The sequence below is a fragment of the Kitasatospora sp. NPDC057223 genome (assembly GCF_042669755.1).
In the GTDB taxonomy this organism is placed as follows: domain Bacteria; phylum Actinomycetota; class Actinomycetes; order Streptomycetales; family Streptomycetaceae; genus Kitasatospora.
Genome location: NZ_JBHUWW010000157.1, coordinates 1 through 18,316, shown reverse-complemented (window position 1 = coordinate 18,316; position 18,316 = coordinate 1). Strand labels below are relative to the sequence as shown.

Annotated in this window: 18 protein-coding genes and 1 tRNA gene; 15 read left to right on the top strand and 4 right to left on the bottom strand. The window is 72.7% G+C overall.

Annotated elements, in window-relative coordinates; genetic code table 11:
* Nucleotides 1-170: 170 nt before the first annotated feature.
* Nucleotides 171-584: an SsgA family sporulation/cell division regulator gene (locus ACFUK0_RS35090; RefSeq protein ID WP_030056266.1), complete on the bottom strand. Its 414-nt coding sequence runs from the start codon at nt 582-584 to the stop codon at nt 171-173.
* 196 nt (nt 585-780) lie between these two features.
* Here ACFUK0_RS35090 and ACFUK0_RS35085 point away from each other — a divergent pair, with 196 nt between their 5' ends.
* Entirely contained in the window at nt 781-1,242 is a 462-nt protein-coding gene (locus ACFUK0_RS35085; RefSeq protein WP_380257157.1) for a TIGR02611 family protein, read from the top strand.
* A gap of 87 nt (nt 1,243-1,329) precedes the next feature.
* Nucleotides 1,330-1,401, top strand: a tRNA-Val gene (locus tag ACFUK0_RS35080).
* Between the two features lie 50 nt (nt 1,402-1,451).
* Here ACFUK0_RS35080 and ACFUK0_RS35075 read toward each other — a convergent pair.
* Nucleotides 1,452-2,219, bottom strand: a complete 768-nt coding sequence (locus tag ACFUK0_RS35075; protein ID WP_380257155.1) for a 3'-5' exonuclease — start codon at nt 2,217-2,219, stop codon at nt 1,452-1,454.
* Between the two features lie 240 nt (nt 2,220-2,459).
* Between ACFUK0_RS35075 and ACFUK0_RS35070 the strand changes: the two genes are divergently transcribed.
* The 4 genes from ACFUK0_RS35070 to ACFUK0_RS35055 all read left to right on the top strand — a co-directional run bounded on the left by ACFUK0_RS35070 (nt 2,460) and on the right by ACFUK0_RS35055 (nt 6,976).
* Complete coding sequence (locus tag ACFUK0_RS35070) at nt 2,460-3,014, top strand: DUF4365 domain-containing protein (protein WP_380257153.1); 555 nt, start codon at nt 2,460-2,462, stop codon at nt 3,012-3,014.
* 34 nt (nt 3,015-3,048) lie between these two features.
* Nucleotides 3,049-4,215 (top strand): hypothetical protein, encoded by a 1,167-nt coding sequence (locus ACFUK0_RS35065; RefSeq protein ID WP_380257151.1) that lies wholly within the window; start codon nt 3,049-3,051, stop codon nt 4,213-4,215.
* A 146-nt stretch (nt 4,216-4,361) separates the two neighbouring features.
* Nucleotides 4,362-6,338: a threonine--tRNA ligase gene (gene thrS / locus ACFUK0_RS35060; protein ID WP_380257149.1), complete on the top strand. Its 1,977-nt coding sequence runs from the start codon at nt 4,362-4,364 to the stop codon at nt 6,336-6,338.
* A 77-nt stretch (nt 6,339-6,415) separates the two neighbouring features.
* Nucleotides 6,416-6,976 carry an HIT family protein gene (locus tag ACFUK0_RS35055; RefSeq protein ID WP_380257147.1) on the top strand — a complete coding sequence of 187 codons (561 nt, stop codon included), beginning with the start codon at nt 6,416-6,418 and terminating at the stop codon, nt 6,974-6,976.
* A gap of 75 nt (nt 6,977-7,051) precedes the next feature.
* Here the strand turns inward: ACFUK0_RS35055 and ACFUK0_RS35050 are convergent, their stop codons facing one another.
* The gene (locus tag ACFUK0_RS35050; protein ID WP_380257145.1) at nt 7,052-8,701 is read right to left on the bottom strand and encodes a hypothetical protein; all 1,650 of its coding nucleotides are present in this window, start codon (nt 8,699-8,701) and stop codon (nt 7,052-7,054) included.
* 215 nt (nt 8,702-8,916) lie between these two features.
* Here ACFUK0_RS35050 and ACFUK0_RS35045 point away from each other — a divergent pair, with 215 nt between their 5' ends.
* Nucleotides 8,917-9,354: a thiol-disulfide oxidoreductase DCC family protein gene (locus ACFUK0_RS35045; RefSeq protein WP_380257143.1), complete on the top strand. Its 438-nt coding sequence runs from the start codon at nt 8,917-8,919 to the stop codon at nt 9,352-9,354.
* On the opposite strand, the gene ACFUK0_RS35040 is transcribed toward ACFUK0_RS35045, so the two are convergent.
* Nucleotides 9,332-11,437, bottom strand: coding sequence for an elongation factor G-like protein EF-G2 (locus ACFUK0_RS35040; protein WP_380257141.1), 2,106 nt, complete (start codon nt 11,435-11,437; stop codon nt 9,332-9,334). The genes ACFUK0_RS35045 and ACFUK0_RS35040 overlap by 23 nt on opposite strands.
* A gap of 288 nt (nt 11,438-11,725) precedes the next feature.
* On the opposite strand from ACFUK0_RS35040, the gene pgsA reads away from it, so the two are divergent.
* From pgsA to ACFUK0_RS35000, 8 genes are all read left to right on the top strand, one after another.
* Complete coding sequence (gene pgsA, locus ACFUK0_RS35035) at nt 11,726-12,385, top strand: phosphatidylinositol phosphate synthase (protein WP_380257139.1); 660 nt, start codon at nt 11,726-11,728, stop codon at nt 12,383-12,385.
* Nucleotides 12,382-13,356, top strand: a complete 975-nt coding sequence (locus ACFUK0_RS35030; protein WP_380257137.1) for a phosphatidylinositol mannoside acyltransferase — start codon at nt 12,382-12,384, stop codon at nt 13,354-13,356. Before pgsA ends, ACFUK0_RS35030 begins: the two co-directional genes overlap by 4 nt.
* A 20-nt stretch (nt 13,357-13,376) precedes the next feature.
* A complete protein-coding gene (locus ACFUK0_RS35025; RefSeq protein ID WP_380257135.1) occupies nt 13,377-14,564 on the top strand; it encodes a glycosyltransferase family 4 protein in 1,188 nt (395 codons plus the stop codon).
* A 109-nt stretch (nt 14,565-14,673) separates the two neighbouring features.
* Complete coding sequence (locus ACFUK0_RS35020) at nt 14,674-15,042, top strand: 5-carboxymethyl-2-hydroxymuconate Delta-isomerase (protein ID WP_380257133.1); 369 nt, start codon at nt 14,674-14,676, stop codon at nt 15,040-15,042.
* 96 nt (nt 15,043-15,138) lie between these two features.
* A complete protein-coding gene (locus ACFUK0_RS35015) occupies nt 15,139-15,639 on the top strand; it encodes a hypothetical protein (protein WP_380257159.1) in 501 nt (166 codons plus the stop codon).
* A 168-nt stretch (nt 15,640-15,807) separates the two neighbouring features.
* Nucleotides 15,808-16,719 (top strand): pyridoxal 5'-phosphate synthase lyase subunit PdxS, encoded by a 912-nt coding sequence (gene pdxS / locus ACFUK0_RS35010; RefSeq protein ID WP_073921495.1) that lies wholly within the window; start codon nt 15,808-15,810, stop codon nt 16,717-16,719.
* A 104-nt stretch (nt 16,720-16,823) separates the two neighbouring features.
* Nucleotides 16,824-17,441 carry a pyridoxal 5'-phosphate synthase glutaminase subunit PdxT gene (gene pdxT, locus ACFUK0_RS35005; RefSeq protein WP_380257131.1) on the top strand — a complete coding sequence of 206 codons (618 nt, stop codon included), beginning with the start codon at nt 16,824-16,826 and terminating at the stop codon, nt 17,439-17,441.
* Between the two features lie 79 nt (nt 17,442-17,520).
* Nucleotides 17,521-18,279, top strand: a complete 759-nt coding sequence (locus tag ACFUK0_RS35000; protein WP_380257129.1) for a YebC/PmpR family DNA-binding transcriptional regulator — start codon at nt 17,521-17,523, stop codon at nt 18,277-18,279.
* Nucleotides 18,280-18,316: the final 37 nt, after the last annotated feature.

Sequence of the window (18,316 nt, the reverse complement as noted above, 5' to 3'; positions counted from 1 at the left end):
CTGCCCGGGTGATCCGGCCTCCCGGTCCGCTCCGGTGGGAGCGGACCGGGAACCGGCCCCGAGGCCGCGTGGTGTGCGGCAGGACGTGCGGCCGTGCCCCCGAGTAGGACGGCCGCGCTCCGGCAGGGACGACCACCTCGCCGTGCGGCGGGGTGGGCCCTGCGGCGAAGTCAGCTTTCGGCGAGGATGTGCGACAGCTCCCGGTCGAGGTCGAAGTGACGGTGTTCGGTGCCGGGTGGCACCGCGGCGTCCGTCCGCTTGAGAAAAGACTCAAGCGCGCGGGCCGGGGCCTCCAGCAGGGCTTCTCCTTCCGGAGAGCTCAGCGCGATGCAGACCACTCCCTGGCCGTGACTGCGCGAGGGCCACACCCGGACGTCTCCGGTACCGGTCGGTCGGTGCAGCCCCTCCGCAAGGAGATCTCGGGCGAACACCCACTCGACGGTCTCGTCGGCGCCGGTGTGGAAGGTGGCGTGCACGGCATAGGGGTCGGCGGTGTCGTAGCGCAGGCCCGCGGGGACGGGCAGCGAGGACTCGCTGGACACGATGAGGCGCAGGTGCAGCTCGCAGCTGACCGTGGTGTTCATAAGCGCCATGGCCTTTCGCTCAGTGTGCGCTCGGGGATTCGCACGTCGGCGAACGGACCATCCCACCTCCACGACCGATGTAAACCCCTCTGTCCCGATTCGAGCGCGAGTCGTACCCCTTCCGGAGCATTGCGGAATCGCCACGGCACGCGGGGCGACCGATTACCGGGGGCCGTTCTCGGCTAGTTTTCTCGGCATGGCTGTACGAAGCGACAACACGAGATCGGGGGAGGCCGTGGTGGACGGGACGGGGGGTCCGGAGGAGGCGCCGGACACGCAGGACGGGGGCCGGCCGCTGGGCTCCCGGGCGCCGCACTTCATCAGGCGCTCGCGGCCGCTCCACCTGAGCTGGCAGGTGGTGATCTTCCTCGCCGGTCTCGCCGTGGTGGCGCTCGGCGTGGTGATGCTGCCGCTGCCCGGGCCGGGCTGGGTGGTCATCTTCCTCGGCATGGGCATCTGGGCGACCGAGTTCGTCTGGGCCCAGCTGGCCCTGCGCTGGACCAGGCGCAAGGTGGCCGAGGCCGCGCAGAAGGCGATGGATCCGCGGGTGCGGCGCCGCAACATCACGCTCACCGCGATCGGGCTGACGGTGATCGCGGCGCTCGGCGGCTGGTACCTGTGGAAGTACGGGCTGACCATGCCGTGGAAGCTGTCCTGACCCCGGCGGGGCTGCCGGAGCCCGCCGGCCCGGCGGGCGGGGTGTTCGGAGCAGCCTTCGGGATGCGGTAATGTTTTCCCTGCACCCGGGCGATTAGCTCAGCGGGAGAGCACTTCGTTCACACCGAAGGGGTCACTGGTTCGATCCCAGTATCGCCCACCGGACAGCAGCAGGCCCTGACCGAATCGCCGGTCGGGGCCTGTCGCATGTCACGCCGCCGCTTCGCAGCGGTGCTCCGCCGACAGCCGCCGACCGCACGCGCAACGCACCGGGCGCAGCGGCCAGGAGAGGTCCACCCGCTCCGGTGTGCCGGAGCGGTCGAACCAGTTCTGCAGCCCGCGGGCCTGCGCCGCGTGCCACACCCGCTGCCGCAGGTGCAGCTCGCCCGGGCTCAATCCGCCCAGCGCGCCCGGGTAGCGGGCGGCGATCGTCCGGACCAGGCCCATCGCCGCCGTCGCGTCCGCCGAGGCGTCGTGCGCGCCGGCCAGCTCCACGCCGTAGTGCGCGCACAGGTCGGTGAGCGTCCGGCGGCCCTTGCGGTAGCGGTCGATGTGCTTGTCGAGCACCCGCGGATCGAGTATCACCAGCTCGGCGCCGCCCAGGAAGTCCGTCAGCGAGGCGCCCCGGTGGCGGCGCAACTCCCGGTCCAGCAGCGTCAGGTCGTACGGCGCGTTCATCACCACCAGCGGCGTCCCGGCCCGCGCCTGCTCGCCGAGCGCGCGGGCGATCTCCGCCACCACGGTGCGCGGCGGCCGCCCGTGGGCGCGGACGTGTTCGTCGGTGATGCCGTGTACCGCGCGGGCGCCGTCGGGGATCGGCACCCCCGGATCGGCGAGCCAGGTGGCGGCCTGCGGGGCGGCCCCGGGCGCGAGTTGGACGACCAGGGCGGCGGAGACGATGCGATCGGTCTCGACGTCCACGCCGGTGGTCTCGGTGTCGAAGGAGGCGAGCGGGCCCGCGAACCACTGCTGCTGCATGACTGCCCCTCAGGTACTTCGGGTACTGCTGCGCTCTCTCTGCCAGGGCCGGGGAGACCGGGCGGGCGGTGCACCGCCGAGGACCGGCGGTGCACACCCGCCCGGTCTCGTCCTGCACTGGTGATACCCCGTTCTGACGGCCACTCAACCGTTTGGTGGCGGCGGCCTCGGGGATCATTCCGATGGAGGTCTGTTCGAATCCGGACCGGCCACGCGCCCAGGCGGGGGGAGGCGGCAGCCATGGCGCTGACACAACCGCGGCCCGAGGAGACGGCGGCCGTGCTGCGCGGCAACCTGGCGACCACGGCCTGCATGGAGACCCTCCAGGTGGCCTACCTGCACGCGGTCGCCGCCGCGGCCGGCTGCTCGCTCTCGCAGCCGTTCCCGGACAACGGGATCGACTGGCAGGTCAGCCACGGCTCGGCGGCCCACGCGGTCGACGACGAGGTCACCATCAAGATCCAGCTGAAGGCCACCCAGCAGATCGCCGCCGCCCCGGCCGGCCCCTTCTTCAGCTTCACGCTGGACAACGCCCACCTGCGCAAACTGGCCCGCGCGCAGGTCGCCGTGCCGAAGATCCTGGTGGTCATGCTGCTGCCGCGCCAGGTCGACCACTGGCTGGCGGCCCGGCCGGACGCCCTGGAGCTGCGGCACTGCTGCTACTGGATCAACCTGGCCGGCCACCCGGTGACCGGGCAGCGGCGCACCAACGTCCGAGTGCCGGTCGCCAGGGTCTTCGACGACCGGGCACTGTGCGAGATCATGGCCAGGGTCGGCGCGGGCGGCAGCCCGTGAGCGCCCTGCGCCCCCTGCTGGGAGGAGCTGACGCATGACGGGTACGGGTATCCGGATGTCCGAGGACGGAGCGCCGGCCCTGCCGGACCCGGCGGCGGTCGACCCGGTGGTGCTGGCCACGCTGCTGGCCCGGCACGGCTGGGTCCGGCGCGGCGGGCCCACGGCCAGGTACGGCCGCTGGACCCCGCCCGGCGACACCGACCCCGACACCAGCCTGCTGGTGCCGGCCGGCGGCGGGTTCGACGACGCGGTGGACCTGCTCGCCGACGCCGTCACCGCGCTCTCCCGATCGCGCAGCCCGTCCGCCCGCTCGATCCTGGTCGCGCTCACCGTGCCGGGGGACGAGATCCAGTGGCGGCGGGACGTCCCGGGGGTGCCCGGGGCGGTGCCCTGGGCGGGGGACGAGGAGCTGCGCCGGGCGGCGCGGGCGATGCTCGCCGCCGCCGCCAAGGCCGGGCGGACCAGGGCCGCGTACTTCGGGGCCAGGCTCGACGGCTTCGCCGGGGCCTTCGTGGAGCGGGCGCTGGTCGTGGCGCCCGGTGCCGGGGTGGGCGGCCTCACCGCGTACACGCCCGCGCCGGAGGGCCGCGCCGCCGTGACCACGCTGGTGCGGGCCCTGGAGGCACTGCGGGACGCGGTCGACTACCGGCGGGTCAGCGGCGGCCTGGAGGCGTTCGAGAACGCCGTGCAGACCGGCGTCAGCCGCGAGCTGGTGGACGCCGTCCAGCAGCTCGTCCGGGGCTCCACCGCCGCGCAGGTGTCGGTGGCCTGGTCGGCGGCGGTCGGCACCCCCGGCGGGTTCGGCGACCGCCGGATCACCCTGGAGTTCTCGCCCGGCGACCTGCCCGCCCTGGAGGAGGCCGCCGCACTGCTGGAGCGGATCGAGCCCGCCGTCCAGGTCACCGTCGTCGGCGCCGTCGTCCGGCTCAAGCGCGGCGGCCCGGCCGGCCCCGGCTCGGTGCGGCTGCGGGTGCTGAGCGGCGCCGAGGTCGCCGAGGTGCGGGTCCGGCTGGAGGACCGCGCGTACCGGCTGGCCGCCGAGGCGCACCTGGCGGGCGCCCCCGTACAGGTGAGCGGCCGGCTGGAGCGGCGCGGCGGCTTCCGCAGGCTCGGCCACCCCCGCGACCTCCGGCCCGTCCGGCTGGAGGAGGGGGAGCGCGAGCGGCTGCTCAAGACGCTCGGGGAGGGGGACGGCGAGTAGCGGGGGAGCGGCGGGAAAGCGGCCTCGGAGCCCCGGGAGGTCCTGGGGCCGTATAGGTGCGCGAGGCGGCCTCCGCTCTCGGTACCATCGTGAACGCGCAGTGAAGTGCTGCGTCACACATACATCCAGCACGTCAGGAGAGACCGGTGACGGACGTCCGGGTAATCATCAACCGCGAACCCGATCGGGAAGAGCGCGTGGTGACCACGGGCACGACGGCCGCCGAGCTCTTCGCCGACGACCGCTCGATCATCGCCGCCCGGGTCGCCGGCGCGCTCAAGGACCTCGCGTACGCCGTCCAGGACGGCGACGAGGTCGAGCCCGTCGCGATCGGCAGCAAGGACGGCCTCGACATCCTGCGGCACTCCACCGCGCACGTGATGGCGCAGGCCGTGCAGCAGCTCTTCCCCGAGGCCAAGCTCGGCATCGGCCCGCCGGTCAAGGACGGCTTCTACTACGACTTCGACGTCGAGAAGCCGTTCCACCCCGATGACCTCAAGGCCATCGAGAAGAAGATGCAGGAGATCATCAAGCGGGGGCAGAAGTTCTCCCGCCGGGTGATCACCGACGAGGCCGCCCGCGAGGAGCTGGCCGCCGAGCCGTACAAGATCGAGCTGATCGGCCTCAAGGGCTCCGCCTCCGCCGAGGACGGCTCCAGCGTCGAGGTGGGCGGCGCCGAGCTGACCATCTACGACAACCTGGACGCCAAGACCGGCGAGCAGTGCTGGGGCGACCTCTGCCGCGGCCCGCACCTGCCGAGCACCCGGCAGATCCCGGCCTTCAAGCTGATGCGCAACGCGGCCGCCTACTGGCGCGGCAGCGAGAAGAACCCGATGCTCCAGCGCATCTACGGCACCGCCTGGCCGACCAAGGACGAGCTGAAGGCACACCTCGACTTCCTGGTCGAGGCCGAGAAGCGCGACCACCGCAAGCTCGGCAGCGAGCTCGACCTCTTCTCCATCCCGGAGGAGATCGGCTCCGGCCTCGCGGTCTTCCACCCGAAGGGCGGCATCATCCGCCGCACGATGGAGGACTACTCGCGCAAGCGGCACGAGGAGGAGGGGTACGAGTTCGTCTACACCCCGCACGCCACCAAGGGGAAGCTCTTCGAGAAGAGCGGCCACCTCGACTGGTACGCCGACGGCATGTACCCCCCCATGCAGCTCGACGAGGGCACGGACTACTACCTCAAGCCCATGAACTGCCCGATGCACAACCTGATCTTCGACGCGCGAGGCCGGTCGTACCGCGAACTGCCGCTGCGCCTCTTCGAGTTCGGGACGGTGTACCGGTACGAGAAGTCGGGCGTCGTGCACGGCCTGACCCGCGCCCGCGGCTTCACCCAGGACGACGCGCACATCTACTGCACCCGTGAGCAGATGGCGGACGAGCTCGACTCGACCCTCACCTTCGTGCTCGGCCTGCTGCGCGACTACGGCCTGACCGACTTCTACCTGGAGCTCTCGACCAAGGACCCGGAGAAGTTCGTCGGGTCCGACGAGACCTGGGAGGAGGCCACCGAGGTCCTTCGCAAGGTGGCCGAGAAGCAGGGCCTGCCGCTCGTCCCGGACCCGGGCGGCGCCGCCTTCTACGGTCCGAAGATCTCCGTCCAGGCGACGGACGCGATCGGCCGCACCTGGCAGATGAGCACCATCCAGCTCGACTTCAACCTCCCCGAGCGCTTCGACCTGGAGTACACCGCGGCGGACGGCACCCGTCAGCAGCCGGTCATGATCCACCGGGCGCTGTTCGGCTCGATCGAGCGCTTCTTCGCGGTGCTGCTGGAGCACTACGCCGGCGCCATGCCGCCGTGGCTCGCCCCCGTCACCGTGACCGGCATCCCGATCACCGACGAGCACGTGCCGTACCTGCTGGAGGTCGCGGCCGAGCTCAAGAAGCAGGGGATCCGGGTCGAGGTCGACACCTCGGACGACCGGATGCAGAAGAAGATCCGCAACGCCCAGAAGTCCAAGGTCCCGTTCATGCTGATCGCCGGCAACGACGACGTCGAGGCGGGCGCGGTGTCCTTCCGCTACCGCAACGGCGAGCAGAAGAACGGCGTGCCGCTGGCCGAGGCCGTCGCCGAGATCGTCGACGCCGTGGAGCGCCGCGTCCAGGTGTGACGGTGCAGGGTACGTGACGCGGGGCAGGCTCAGCACGAGTCTGCCCCGCGCTGCTTTGCAAGCCGCGTGCGGCGAATATGCTGATCAGCATGACGAGTGAGCCGGAACTGCAACGGGGCGTCGGGGAGCCGGACGGCTTCCGCCGCCTGTGGACCCCCCATCGGATGGCCTACATCCAGGGCGAGAACAAGCCCACCGGCCCGGCTCCGGACGACGGTTGTCCGTTCTGCTCGATCCCGGCGCTGAGCGACGAGGAGGGGCTGGTGATCGCGCGCGGCGACGCCGTCTTCGCCGTGCTCAACCTGTACCCGTACAACGGCGGGCACTTGATGGTCGTCCCGTACCGGCACGTCGCCGACTACACGGAGCTGGACGCCACCGAGACGGACGAGCTGGCGGTCTTCACCAAGAACGCGATGACCGCGCTGCGCGCCGCCTCCGGGGCGCACGGCTTCAACATCGGGATGAACCAGGGCGCGGCGGCGGGCGCCGGCATCGCGGCGCACCTGCACCAGCACGTGGTGCCGCGCTGGGGCGGGGACACCAACTTCATGCCGGTGGTCGGCCACACCAAGGTGCTGCCGCAGCTCCTCGCGGACACCCGCAAGATGCTGGCCGAGGCCTGGCCGCGGGGCTGACACCGCCCGCGCAAACGCCCCGTGGCCCGTACCGTCGTCGGACGGTACGGGCCACGGGGCGTTGCGGGGCCGGCGTCAGCCGGCGTTGTACTCGTCGAAGAGGAACGGCCGGATGCCCTGCATCTCGGACTTCAGGATGCCCACCCGGTTGGTGAAGCGGCTGCTGTCCACGTCGTGCTCGTCGAGGAAGTCGACCAGCGCGGCCGTGACGGCGGCGACGACCGGGGCCGCGCTGCGCAGCACGTCGTCGGTCTTGTCCCGGCTCGCCCAGGTCTTGCTGACCCAGGTGGAACGGAGGCCGAAGGGCTCGGGCAGGCCCATGCCGCCGCCGAGCCAGCCGAGCAGCACGGGGGCGCGCATGAACGGCGCGCGCAGGGCCTGGCGCACCACTTCGTCGTTGTCGATGAGGGGGAGCTGGATGGTCTCCTCCTCCCAGAACTTGCCGCTCTTCTGGCGGGTCAGCTCCTTGGGCTTGGGCTTGCCCGTGAACAGGCCGTGGATCGGCCCGAGGGCGTGCCCGGCCACGGTGATCTCCAGGATGTTGGCGAGCACGCTGATCTCGACCGTCACGGTGGAGACGACCTGCCCCTGGTGCATCACGAACTGGACGGCCACACAGTGCCGCGGCGCGCTCTGGCCGAAGGACTGCCGGTTGGCGACGGCCTGGACGGCGAAGTCGCGCATCACGAAGCCGTCGCCGTCCATGTCCGCGCCGCCGGGGCGGCCGATCTCGTCCGCGCCCTCGGGGATGTGCTGGACGACCCAGTGGTTCACCGAGTAGGCCGGCATGCCGCCGTTGGCGACGTCACTGCGGCGCAGGCCGCCGAGACGCTCGGAGATCTTGCGGGCGAGGTCCCAGGTGTGGAACGTCCGGAAGTCCGGGTGGCCCTCGGCGGGCTTCAGCTCCGCGCTGACGTTCCACGAGCCCCAGCGCCGGCCCGCGCCGAGCAGGCCCTTCGGGCCCGCGTAGTGCTGGATGTTGGTCTCCTGCTCGGCCTCCAGGCGGCCGAGCTGGGCCTTGAGGGTGGCGGCCTTCTTGTCCATGTCGTCGCGCGGCACGGCCTTGGGCACGGTCGCGGCGGGCCCGTTGCCCTCGACCAGGGCGAGCCAGCGGGCCCGGAGGTCCAGGGTGCTGCGCAGCACGATCCGCTTGGCGAGGTACCAGCCGACCACCGGGGCGATCGTCATCACCCGGAAGTACAGCGACCAGACGCCGCCGACCGGAGGCCGGATCGCGAGCAGCACGGCGATCAGGCCGACGCCGACGAGCACCAGGGTGCCGAAGAACTGGTCGCGGCTGGAGTCGTCCTTCCGCAGCCAGGCGCGGAGCTGGAAGGCGCCGAGCCAGAGCAGGGTGCCGGGCAGGAAGAGCAGGCCGCTCACCAGCGTGATGATGGTGAGCTGCCGGTCGCGGGCGTCGCGCAGCTCCTGGGCGGCCAGGCAGTGCTGGACGACCATCCGGGCGTCCACGCCGAAGGACGGGACGAGCGGATTGCGCTTGGCGCCGAGCGTCCGGGAGATCACGGCCTTGCTGAAGGCCTCGCCCAGGTTGGGCCGGAGCAGCCTGAACCGCCCGGCCTTGATCTTGCCCGGTTGGAGGTCCTCGAAGGCGGAGAGCTCGGAGTCGCGGTACGCGGCCGAGGAGAGCGCCTGGGTGACCGCCGTCTGCGGGCCGGCATCCGTCCGGGGTATCTGTGCGCCCGGGGTCATGTCGAGTTTGGTCACGGGTGGTGTGCCCTCCTCCCCTTGTCAGCGGCAGGTTACCGTGCCGCGGGGCCGCCGTGCGGGTGATCGTCTGAAGAGCCGTCACGCAGCGTCCGTTACCGGCCTTTTCGCATCGCCTCCCATACGTTCCCCGGATCGGGCGGCTTCCACCCTCGGACGGCCCGTCCGGTGCCGTCGGACGCCGTTCCCGCGGCCGGATGGGGGACGATCGGCTCATGAACCGAGCAGTGACGAAGGACCCGGTGCTGGTCTTCGACGGAGACTGCGCCTTCTGCACGGCGTGCGTCGCCGTGGCGGAGCGCTACCTGCGCCAGACGCTGGCCTCGGGCGGCTGGGACGCGGTGGCGTACCGGTCCGCCGATCTCGCCGAACTGGACGCGCGGGCCAGCGGCCGGGGCGAGGTGTCGCGGGAGCGGGCCGAGCGGGAGGTGCTCTGGGTGACGCCGGGCGGCCGGGTGTATGGCGGGGCGCAGGCGGTGGCGCGGCTGCTGATGCGCTCCGGCGGGGCGCCGGCCTGGCTGGGCGGGCTGCTGGCGCTGGCGCCGGTGCGGCCGGTGGCGGCCCTGGCGTACCGCTGGGTCGCGGCGAACCGCTACCGGCTGCCGGGCGGGACGCGGGCCTGCGCCCTGGCTAGTCGTCAGCCGCGGCCGTGACCTTGTCGGCCAGTGCCGTGGGCATCGGCTCGTGGCGCAGGTGGGTGCGGGAGAACCCGGCGGTGCCGTGGGTGAGCGAGCGCAGGTCGACGGGGTAGCGGGCGAGTTCGAGCTCGGGGACCTCGGCGCGCAGCAGGGTGAGGCCGGGGCCGCCGGTCTCGGTGCCGAGGACCCGGCCGCGCCGGGCGGAGAGGTCGCCGAGGACGGCGCCGAGGTACTCGTCGGGCAGCAGCACGCCGACGGCGGCGACCGGCTCCAGCAGCCGGATGACGGCATGGCCGGCCGCGTCGCGCAGGGCGAGCGCGGCGGCGTTCTGGAAGGCGGAGTCGGAGGAGTCCACCGAGTGGGCCTTGCCGTCCACCAGGGTGACCCGGACGTCGGTCAGCGGGTGCCCGGTGGCCACGCCCTTGGTGAGCTGGGCGCGCAGGCCCTTCTCGACGGAGGGGATGAAGTGCTTGGGCACGCTGCCGCCGACGACCCGCTCCTGGAACTCGAAGCCGGCTCCGGCGGGCAGTGGTTCGACCTCCAGTTCGCAGATGGCGTACTGGCCGTGGCCGCCGGACTGCTTGACCAGCCGGCCGTGTCCGGCGGCCGCGGTGGCGAAGGTCTCGCGCAGGGCGACCCGGTGCGGGACGGTCTCGACGTGGACGCCGTGCCGGCTGCGCAGCCGGTCCAGGACGACCTCGGCGTGCGCCTCGCCGGTGCACCACAGGACGAGCTGGTGGGTGTCGGCGTTCTGTTCCAGCCGCAGGGCCGGGTCCTCGGCGGTGAGCCGGGCGAGGGCCTGTGACAGCTTGTCGTCGTCGGCCTTGCTGTGGGCCTCGACGGCGACCGGCAGCAGGGGCTCGGGCAGCGGCCAGACGGGCAGGCGCAGCGGGGGGCGGCCGGGCTCGCCGAGGGTGTCGCCGGGGTGCGCGCTGGTGAGCTTGGCGATGCAGACGAGGTCGCCGGCGACGGCGTCGGGGACGGGCCGGTGCTGCTTGCCGAAGGGGCCGGTGAGCGCGGTGACGCGCTCGTCGGTGGGGTCGCCGTCGCCGGGCCCGGCGACCTGGACGTGGATGTCGGGGCGCAGCGTGCCGGCGAGCACGTGGACGAGGCTGATCCGGCCGACGTAGGCGTCGCCGGTGATCCGGATCACCTGGGCGGCGAGCGGGGCGTCGGGGTCGCAGGCGGGAGTGCCGGGGTGCCGGCGGGCGGTGGGGCCGGGGAAGGCGGTGGCGATCAGGTCGAGGAGTTCGGTGGCGCCGAGGCCGTCCTCGGTGGCGGCGAGAGCGGGGTGCAGGGCGCAGTCGAGCACTTCGCGGCGCAGCCCGTCCGCGAGGGCGTCGGCGTCGAGGCTGTCGCCGGCGAGGTAGCGCTCCATCAGGGTGTCGTCCTGGCCGGAGATGGCTTCGACGAGGCTCTCGCGGGCGGCGGCCTCGGCCGGCCCGGGGGCTCGGGGTGCCGCCGGCCCGTCGGCGGCCGGTGCGTCGCGGCCGTAGTGGCGGCCGGTGAGCAGGTCGACCGAGCCGGTGGGCCGCCCGCCGTCGTACAGCGGGAGGAAGAGCGGGCGCAGGGTGTCCGGGCCGAGGCCGAAGGCGTCGTGACAGCTGGTCAGGATGTCCTCGAAGGTGCTGCGGGCGACGTCGAGTTTGGCGACCACGACGGCGCGCGGGATCCCCGCGTCGGTGCACTCGCGCCACAGGGCCCGGGTGGGGGCGGTGACGGGGTCGGTGGCGGAGACCACGAAGACGGCGGCGTCGGCGGCGTGCAGGCCGGCCCGCAGCTCGGCGGCGAAGTCGGGGTGGCCGGGCGGGTCGAGCAGGTTGATCTTGGTGTCGCGCCATTCCAGCGGCAGGACGGCGAGCTGGACGGACCGCTGCTGGCGGTGCTCGATCTCCTCGTGGTCCGAGACGGTGTTGCCGTCGGGGATCCGGCCGGCCCTGGTGACGGCGCCGGCGGCGAGGGCGAGGGATTCGGCGAGGGTGGTCTTGCCGACGCCGCTGCAGCCGACCAGCACCACGTTGCGCAGCTGTTCGGGGCGTTCGACGACCGGCGCCTGCCCTGTTCGCACGCTGTTGCGCGCGGTCGCGCGGTCGGGCATCGGGGTCTCCTCCCGTGGGGACGGGGGCTGCCATGGGCCGGGCGCTCCAAGTCTAGGCGGGGTGCCCCGGACGCGCCCTGCGTCGTACTCCGCCCGTCACCCCGTGTGCGTACTGATGTGCTTTGAGTAGTTGCCAGTTGGGCCGGACGCGCAGGCGCCGGTGTGGGGCGCCGGAGCCCACCGGCGTGGATACCATGGGTCCGCCGGGTGGGCTGATCCACTCGGCCGCCTGCCGCCGATCGCGGCCCCGGGCGGGTACCTGGTGAGATCGGAGCGGTCCGGAAGGCCATGCTCAACAAATACGCGCGTGCCTTCTTCACACGTGTCCTGACCCCGTTCGCCGCCTTTCTGATCCGCCTGGGTGTGAGCCCGGACGCGGTGACGCTGATCGGGACCGCCGGTTCGGTGGCCGGTGCGCTGGTGTTCTTCCCCCGCGGGGAGTTCTTCTGGGGCACCATCACGATCACGCTCTTCATCTTCTCCGACCTGGTGGACGGGAACATGGCCCGCCAGCTGGGCCGCACCAGCCGGTGGGGGGCCTTCCTGGACTCCACGCTGGACCGGGTCGCCGACGCGGCGATCTTCGGCGGCCTCGCCATGTGGTACGCGGGCCAGGGCGACAACGACCTGCTCTGCGCCGTGGCGATCTTCTGCCTGGCCAGCGGCCTGGTGGTCTCCTACACGAAGGCGCGGGCGGAGAGCCAGGGCCTGCCCTGCGACGTCTCCGGGCTGGTGGAGCGGGCCGAGCGGCTGGTGATCAGCCTGGTCGCGGCCGGGGTCGCGGGGCTGCACACCTTCGGGGTGCCCTATGTGGAGTGGCTGCTGCCGATCGCCCTGTGGCTGGTCGCGGCGGGCAGCCTGGTGACGGTGTTCCAGCGGATGCTGACGGTGCGCCGCGAGGCGTTCGAGGCGGACCGCGTCGAGGCGCAGAGCCGGGGGGCCGCATGAACGACGTCCTGAAGGACCGGGTCGTCTACTCGGCGTACGCGCTGGGCTGGGCGGCCCTGAAGCACCTGCCGGAGCCGGCCGCCCGGGGGCTGTTCGACCGGATCGCGGACTCGGCCTGGCGCAGGCGCGGCAAGCGGGTGCTCCAGCTGGAGGCCAACCTGCTGCGGGTGCGCCCCGGCGTGGACGAGGCCCGGCTGCGCGAGCTGTCCCGGGCCGGCATGCGCTCTTACCTGCGGTACTGGATGGAGTCGTTCCGGCTGCCGGTCTGGAGCCGGCAGCGGATCGCCGACGGTGTGGTCATCGAGGGCCTGGAGAACCTCACCGCGGTGATGGAGGCCGGGCGGGGCGCGGTGGTGGCGCTGCCGCACATGGGCAACTGGGACCTGGCGGGCGCCTGGGTGGCCTCGCACGTGGGGCACCACTTCACGACCGTGGCCGAGCGGCTGGAGCCGGAGCGGCTGTTCGAGCGCTTCGTGGCGTACCGGGAGAGCCTCGGCATGGAGGTGCTGCCGCTCACCGGCAGCGACGTCTCGGTCATCGGCACCCTGGCGCGCCGGCTGCGGGCCGGGAAACTGGTGTGCCTGGTCGGTGACCGGGACCTCTCTGAGGCCGGGATCGAGGTCACCTTCTTCGGCGAGGCCACCCGGATGCCGGCCGGCCCGGCCGCCCTGTGCCTGCGCACGGGGGCGGCGCTGCTTCCGGTGACGCTCTGGTACGACGGCCCGCTGATGCGCGGCCGGATCCACCCCGAGGTGCTGCCGCCCGCCGAGGGCGACCGCAAGGAGCGGACGGCGGCCATGGTGCAGGCGACGGCCGACGTCTGGGCCGACGGCATCGCCGAGCACCCCGAGGACTGGCACATGCTCCAGCGGCTCTGGCTGGCCGACCTGGCGGCCCGTGAGCCGGCCGCCGCGGTGCGCCCGGTGCCCGCACCCGACACCGAGCCGGCCGCCGAGCCGGCCGGGTCCTGAAGCAGCGAGAGAGGAACCCGGTGAAGATCGGCATCGTCTGCCCCTACGACTGGGACGTCCCCGGCGGCGTGCAGTTCCACATCCGGGACCTGGCGGAGCACCTGATCGCACTCGGCCACCAGGTGTCGGTGCTGGCGCCGGCCGAGGACGACGAGGCGCTGCCGCCCTACGTCGTCTCCGCGGGCCGGGCGGTCGCGGTGCCGTACAACGGTTCGGTGGCGCGGCTGAGCTTCGGCATCCTGTCGGCGGCCCGGGTGCGGCGCTGGCTGAACGACGGCCGCTTCGACATCCTGCACGTGCACGAGCCGGCTTCGCCGAGCCTGTCGATGCTGGCGGCCTGGGCGGCGTCCGGCCCGATGGTCGGGACCTTCCACACCTCCAACCCGCGGTCGCGGGCGATGATCGCCGCCTCGCCGATCCTGCAGCCGGGCCTGGAGAAGATGCGGGCCCGGATCGCGGTCAGCGAGTACGCGCGGCGCACCCTGGTCGAGCACCTGGGCGGGGACGCCGTGGTGATCCCCAACGGCGTCGACGTCGGCTTCTTCGCCGAGGCCGAGCCCGACCCGCGCTGGACGGGCGACGCGGCCGGCGGCGGGCCGGGCACCATCGGCTTCATCGGCCGGATCAACGAGCCGCGCAAGGGCCTGCCGACGCTGCTGGCCGCGCTGCCGGCGATCCTGGCGGCGCGTCCCGGCGTGCGGCTGCTGGTGGCGGGCAAGGGCGACGAGGAGGAGGCGGTGGCCGGCCTCGCCCCCGAGGTCCGGGCCCAGGTGGAGTTCCTCGGCATGGTCAGCGACCGGGACAAGGCCCGGCTGCTGCGCAGCGTCGACCTGTACGTGGCGCCGAACACCGGTGGCGAGAGCTTCGGGATCATCCTGGTCGAGGCGATGTCGGCCGGTGCGCCGGTGCTGGCCAGCGACCTGGACGCGTTCAAGCAGGTCCTGGACGGCGGCGACGCCGGCGAACTGTTCCCGGTCGAGGACGCCGCCGCGCTGGCCGCCGCGGCGATCCGGCTGCTGGGCACCCCGGACCGGCTGGAGGAGCTGCGCAAGGCCGCCTCCCGGCACGTGCGGCGCTTCGACTGGTCGACGGTCGGCGCGGACATCCTGGCGGTCTACGAGACGGTCACCGACGGCACCACCGCGGTGGCCGCGGTGGAGGACGAACGGACCGGCTGGCGCGGGCGGTTGGGCCTGGCGCGGGACTGACCCGGCGCGCTGACCTGGGAGTCCGGGGAGGGGCCCGGGGCGGTTCGGGGACGCCCCGGGCGGGTGGTTAGGGTGGCCGGAAGACCCAGTCCGACACCCGGAGGCCCCGATGCCCCAGATCTCCGTCGACTACTCCGCCGGCCTGGCGGACGACCTCGACCGCCCGGCCCTCGGCCGCGCCCTGAACGCGCTCGCCGTCAAGCACCTGGCCGCCGCCCCCGAGGCCTGCAAGACCCGGTTCCGCCGGGCGGACGAGACCGTCGTGGTGGGCGGGGAGACCGAGAAGCAGGACCTCGTACTGGTGGAGTTCCACGTCTTCCCCGGGCGCACCACCGAGGCCAAGGCCGGGCTCGCCGAGGCCGTGGTGGCGCTGCTGGCGGAGCAGGTGACCCTGGCGCCGGGCCGGCGGCTGCACGCGGCGGCGAAGGTCGTCGAGGTCGACGGCTCCGCCTACCGCAAGGCGACGCTCACGGGCTGACCGCGGGCTCGGCGCCGGCCGGTCCGGCCGCACCCGGTAGCGTTACGCCCTGTGACTACGTGGATCTGGGCGGCTGTGGCCGTGGTGCTGTTCGGGATGTACCTGAGTTGGACGGCCGGCCGGCTGGACCGCCTGCACGCCCGGATCGACGCCGCGCGGGCTGCGCTGGACGCGCAGCTCGTCCGGCGGGCGTCGGTGACGCTGGAGCTGGCGACCTCGGGCCGGCTGGATCCCGCGGCCTCGCTGCTGCTGTATCAGGCCTCGCACGTGGCCAGGCAGGCGGAGGACGAGCACCGTGAGGTGGCGGAGAGCGAGCTGAGCCTCGCCCTGCGTGCGGTGTTCGCCGACCCCGAGCAGGCCGAGGCGCTGCTCGCGGCGCCCGGTGGTGAAGAAGCTGTGAAGGATCTGACGGCCGCGGTACGCCGGGTGCCGATGGCCAGGCGGTTCCACAACGATGCGGTGCGGGCCGCGCGCGCGGTGCGCGAGCACCGCCTGGTGCGGTACTTCCGGCTCGCGGGCAAGGCGCCGTTCCCGATGGCGTTCGAGATGGACGACGCCCCGCCGGTCGCCCTCACGCCCGAGGGTGCCCCGGCCTGAGCCCCTGCCGGGCCCGCTCTCCGGTCTGCCCGTGCCCTGGCGGGGATGCCTGGCTTCGGCCTCTTTGTCGTATGCCGGCAGCCAGGATGGACTTGGAGGCGCATGGGGCCCCGTCCGTCTCCGCCTAACATAAGGCGATAGCACTTTCATCTTCGAGTGAGGTCTCACGTGTCCACCACCCCCATCACCGCAGACCAGCCGCAGATCGGTACCGCCCGGGTCAAGCGCGGCATGGCCGAGCAGCTCAAGGGCGGTGTGATCATGGATGTGGTCAACGCCGAGCAGGCGAAGATCGCCGAGGACGCCGGCGCCGTGGCCGTCATGGCGCTGGAGCGGGTCCCCGCCGACATCCGCAAGGACGGCGGCGTCGCCCGGATGTCGGACCCCGACATGATCGACGGCATCATCAACGCCGTGTCCATCCCGGTGATGGCCAAGTCCCGCATCGGCCACTTCGTCGAGGCCCAGGTCCTCCAGGCCCTCGGCGTCGACTACATCGACGAGTCCGAGGTGCTCACCCCGGCCGACGAGGTCAACCACTCCGACAAGTGGGCGTTCACCACCCCCTTCGTCTGCGGCGCCACCAACCTGGGCGAGGCCCTGCGCCGGATCGCCGAGGGCGCGGCCATGATCCGCTCCAAGGGCGAGGCCGGCACCGGCAACGTGGTCGAGGCCGTCCGCCACATGCGCCAGATCCGCGCCGACATCAAGCGCCTCACCACCCTCGACGAGACCGAGCTCTTCGTCGCCGCCAAGAACCTCCAGGCGCCGTACGAGCTGGTCAAGGAGGTCGCCCAGCTGGGCAAGCTCCCGGTCGTGCTGTTCTCCGCCGGTGGCGTCGCCACCCCGGCCGACGCCGCCCTGATGATGCAGCTCGGCGCCGAGGGCGTCTTCGTCGGCTCCGGCATCTTCAAGTCCGGCGACCCGGCCAAGCGCGCCGCCGCCGTCGTGAAGGCCACCACCTTCTTCGACGACCCGAAGGTCATCGCGGACGTGTCCCGCGGTCTGGGCGAGGCCATGGTCGGCATCAACTGCGACACCCTGCCCGAGGCCGAGCGGTACGCCAACCGCGGCTGGTAGTCCCGGCCCGACGGCCCGCCGCGCGCACGCACCGGGCGCGGCGGGCCGTCGCGCGTAGCCCGTACGAGAAGTCCGTACGAGAAGAAGTCGAAGAGGTAGCAACCGTGTCCAGCAGCACCCCAGTCATCGGCGTCCTGGCCCTCCAGGGCGATGTCCGCGAGCACCTGATCGCGCTCGCCGAGGCCGACGCGCTCGCGCGCCCGGTCCGCCGCCCCGAGGAGCTCGCCGAGGTCGACGCGCTGGTGATCCCCGGCGGGGAGTCCACCACGATGTCCAAGCTGGCACTGGCCTTCGGGATGATGGCGCCGCTGCGCGAGCGGGTCGCCGGGGGGATGCCGGTCTACGGCTCGTGCGCCGGCATGATCATGCTCGCGGACAAGATCCTGGACGGCCGGGACGACCAGGAGACCGTCGGCGGCATAGACATGACGGTCCGCCGCAACGCGTTCGGCCGCCAGAACGAGTCCTTCGAGTCCGCGATCGCCTTCGAGGGGCTGGGCGGCGACCCGGTGCACGGCGTCTTCATCCGCGCCCCCTGGGTCGAGGCCGTGGGCGCCGGTGTCGAGGTGCTGGCCGAGCTGGCCGCCGCCGACGGCCCGGAGAGCCGGATCGTGGCGGTCCGTCAGGGCAACCTGCTGGCGACCTCGTTCCACCCCGAACTGACCGGCGACCACCGGGTGCACGCGTACTTCGTGCGCATGGTCGAGGCCGCCGCGCGCTGAACCGGTGCCCCCGCCGTGGTGCGGCACCGGTAAGATCTCTCCTGTTCATTTCCCTTTTGGCGACGTAAAGGAGCTGGCGATGTCCGGCCACTCTAAGTGGGCTACCACCAAGCACAAGAAGGCCGTGGTCGACGCCAAGCGCGGCAAGCTCTTCGCCAAGATGATCAAGAACATCGAGGTGGCGGCGCGCACCGGCGGCAGTGACCCGGCGGGCAACCCGACGCTCTACGACGCCATCCAGAAGGCGAAGAAGAGCTCGGTCCCGATCGACAACATCAACCGCGCCGTCAAGCGCGGCGACGGTGCGGAGGCCGGCGGCGCCGACTACTCGACGATCATGTACGAGGGCTACGGGCCGAACGGCGTCGCGGTGCTCATCGAGTGCCTCACCGACAACCGCAACCGGGCCGCCTCCGACGTGCGCGTCGCGATGACCCGCAACGGCGGCAACATGGCCGACCCGGGCTCGGTGTCGTACCTGTTCAACCGCAAGGGCGTCGTGATCGTCCCCAAGGCGGACGGCGTGGACGAGGACAAGGTGTTCGAGGTCGTCCTCGACGCCGGCGCCGAGGAGGTCAACGACCTCGGTGAGACCTTCGAGGTGATCAGCGCGGCCACCGACATGGTCGCCGTCCGCACCGCGCTGGTGGAGGCCGGGATCGACTACGACTCGGCCGACGCCAACTTCGTGGCGGACCTGCAGATCCCGCTGGACGCCGACGGCGCCCGCAAGATCTTCAAGCTGATCGACGCCCTGGAGGACAGCGACGACGTGCAGAACGTCTTCGCCAACTTCGACATCAGCGACGAGGTCGGTGCCGAGCTCGACGCCGAGTGACCAGGCTCACTCCCCGGCCCGGCGGTCCCCAGGACCT

Excerpts from the sequence above, each read along its gene's own strand:
- ACFUK0_RS35090 (WP_030056266.1), bottom strand. The coding sequence starts at position 584 with ATGAACACCACGGTCAGCTGCGAGCTGCACCTGCGCCTCATCGTGTCC.
- ACFUK0_RS35085 (WP_380257157.1), top strand. The coding sequence starts at position 781 with ATGGCTGTACGAAGCGACAACACGAGATCGGGGGAGGCCGTGGTGGAC.
- ACFUK0_RS35075 (WP_380257155.1), bottom strand. The coding sequence starts at position 2,219 with ATGCAGCAGCAGTGGTTCGCGGGCCCGCTCGCCTCCTTCGACACCGAG.
- ACFUK0_RS35070 (WP_380257153.1), top strand. The coding sequence starts at position 2,460 with ATGGCGCTGACACAACCGCGGCCCGAGGAGACGGCGGCCGTGCTGCGC.
- ACFUK0_RS35065 (WP_380257151.1), top strand. The coding sequence starts at position 3,049 with ATGACGGGTACGGGTATCCGGATGTCCGAGGACGGAGCGCCGGCCCTG.
- ACFUK0_RS35055 (WP_380257147.1), top strand. The coding sequence starts at position 6,416 with ATGCTGATCAGCATGACGAGTGAGCCGGAACTGCAACGGGGCGTCGGG.
- ACFUK0_RS35045 (WP_380257143.1), top strand. The coding sequence starts at position 8,917 with ATGAACCGAGCAGTGACGAAGGACCCGGTGCTGGTCTTCGACGGAGAC.
- ACFUK0_RS35040 (WP_380257141.1), bottom strand. The coding sequence starts at position 11,437 with ATGCCCGACCGCGCGACCGCGCGCAACAGCGTGCGAACAGGGCAGGCG.
- pgsA (WP_380257139.1), top strand. The coding sequence starts at position 11,726 with ATGCTCAACAAATACGCGCGTGCCTTCTTCACACGTGTCCTGACCCCG.
- ACFUK0_RS35030 (WP_380257137.1), top strand. The coding sequence starts at position 12,382 with ATGAACGACGTCCTGAAGGACCGGGTCGTCTACTCGGCGTACGCGCTG.
- ACFUK0_RS35020 (WP_380257133.1), top strand. The coding sequence starts at position 14,674 with ATGCCCCAGATCTCCGTCGACTACTCCGCCGGCCTGGCGGACGACCTC.
- ACFUK0_RS35015 (WP_380257159.1), top strand. The coding sequence starts at position 15,139 with ATGTACCTGAGTTGGACGGCCGGCCGGCTGGACCGCCTGCACGCCCGG.
- ACFUK0_RS35000 (WP_380257129.1), top strand. The coding sequence starts at position 17,521 with ATGTCCGGCCACTCTAAGTGGGCTACCACCAAGCACAAGAAGGCCGTG.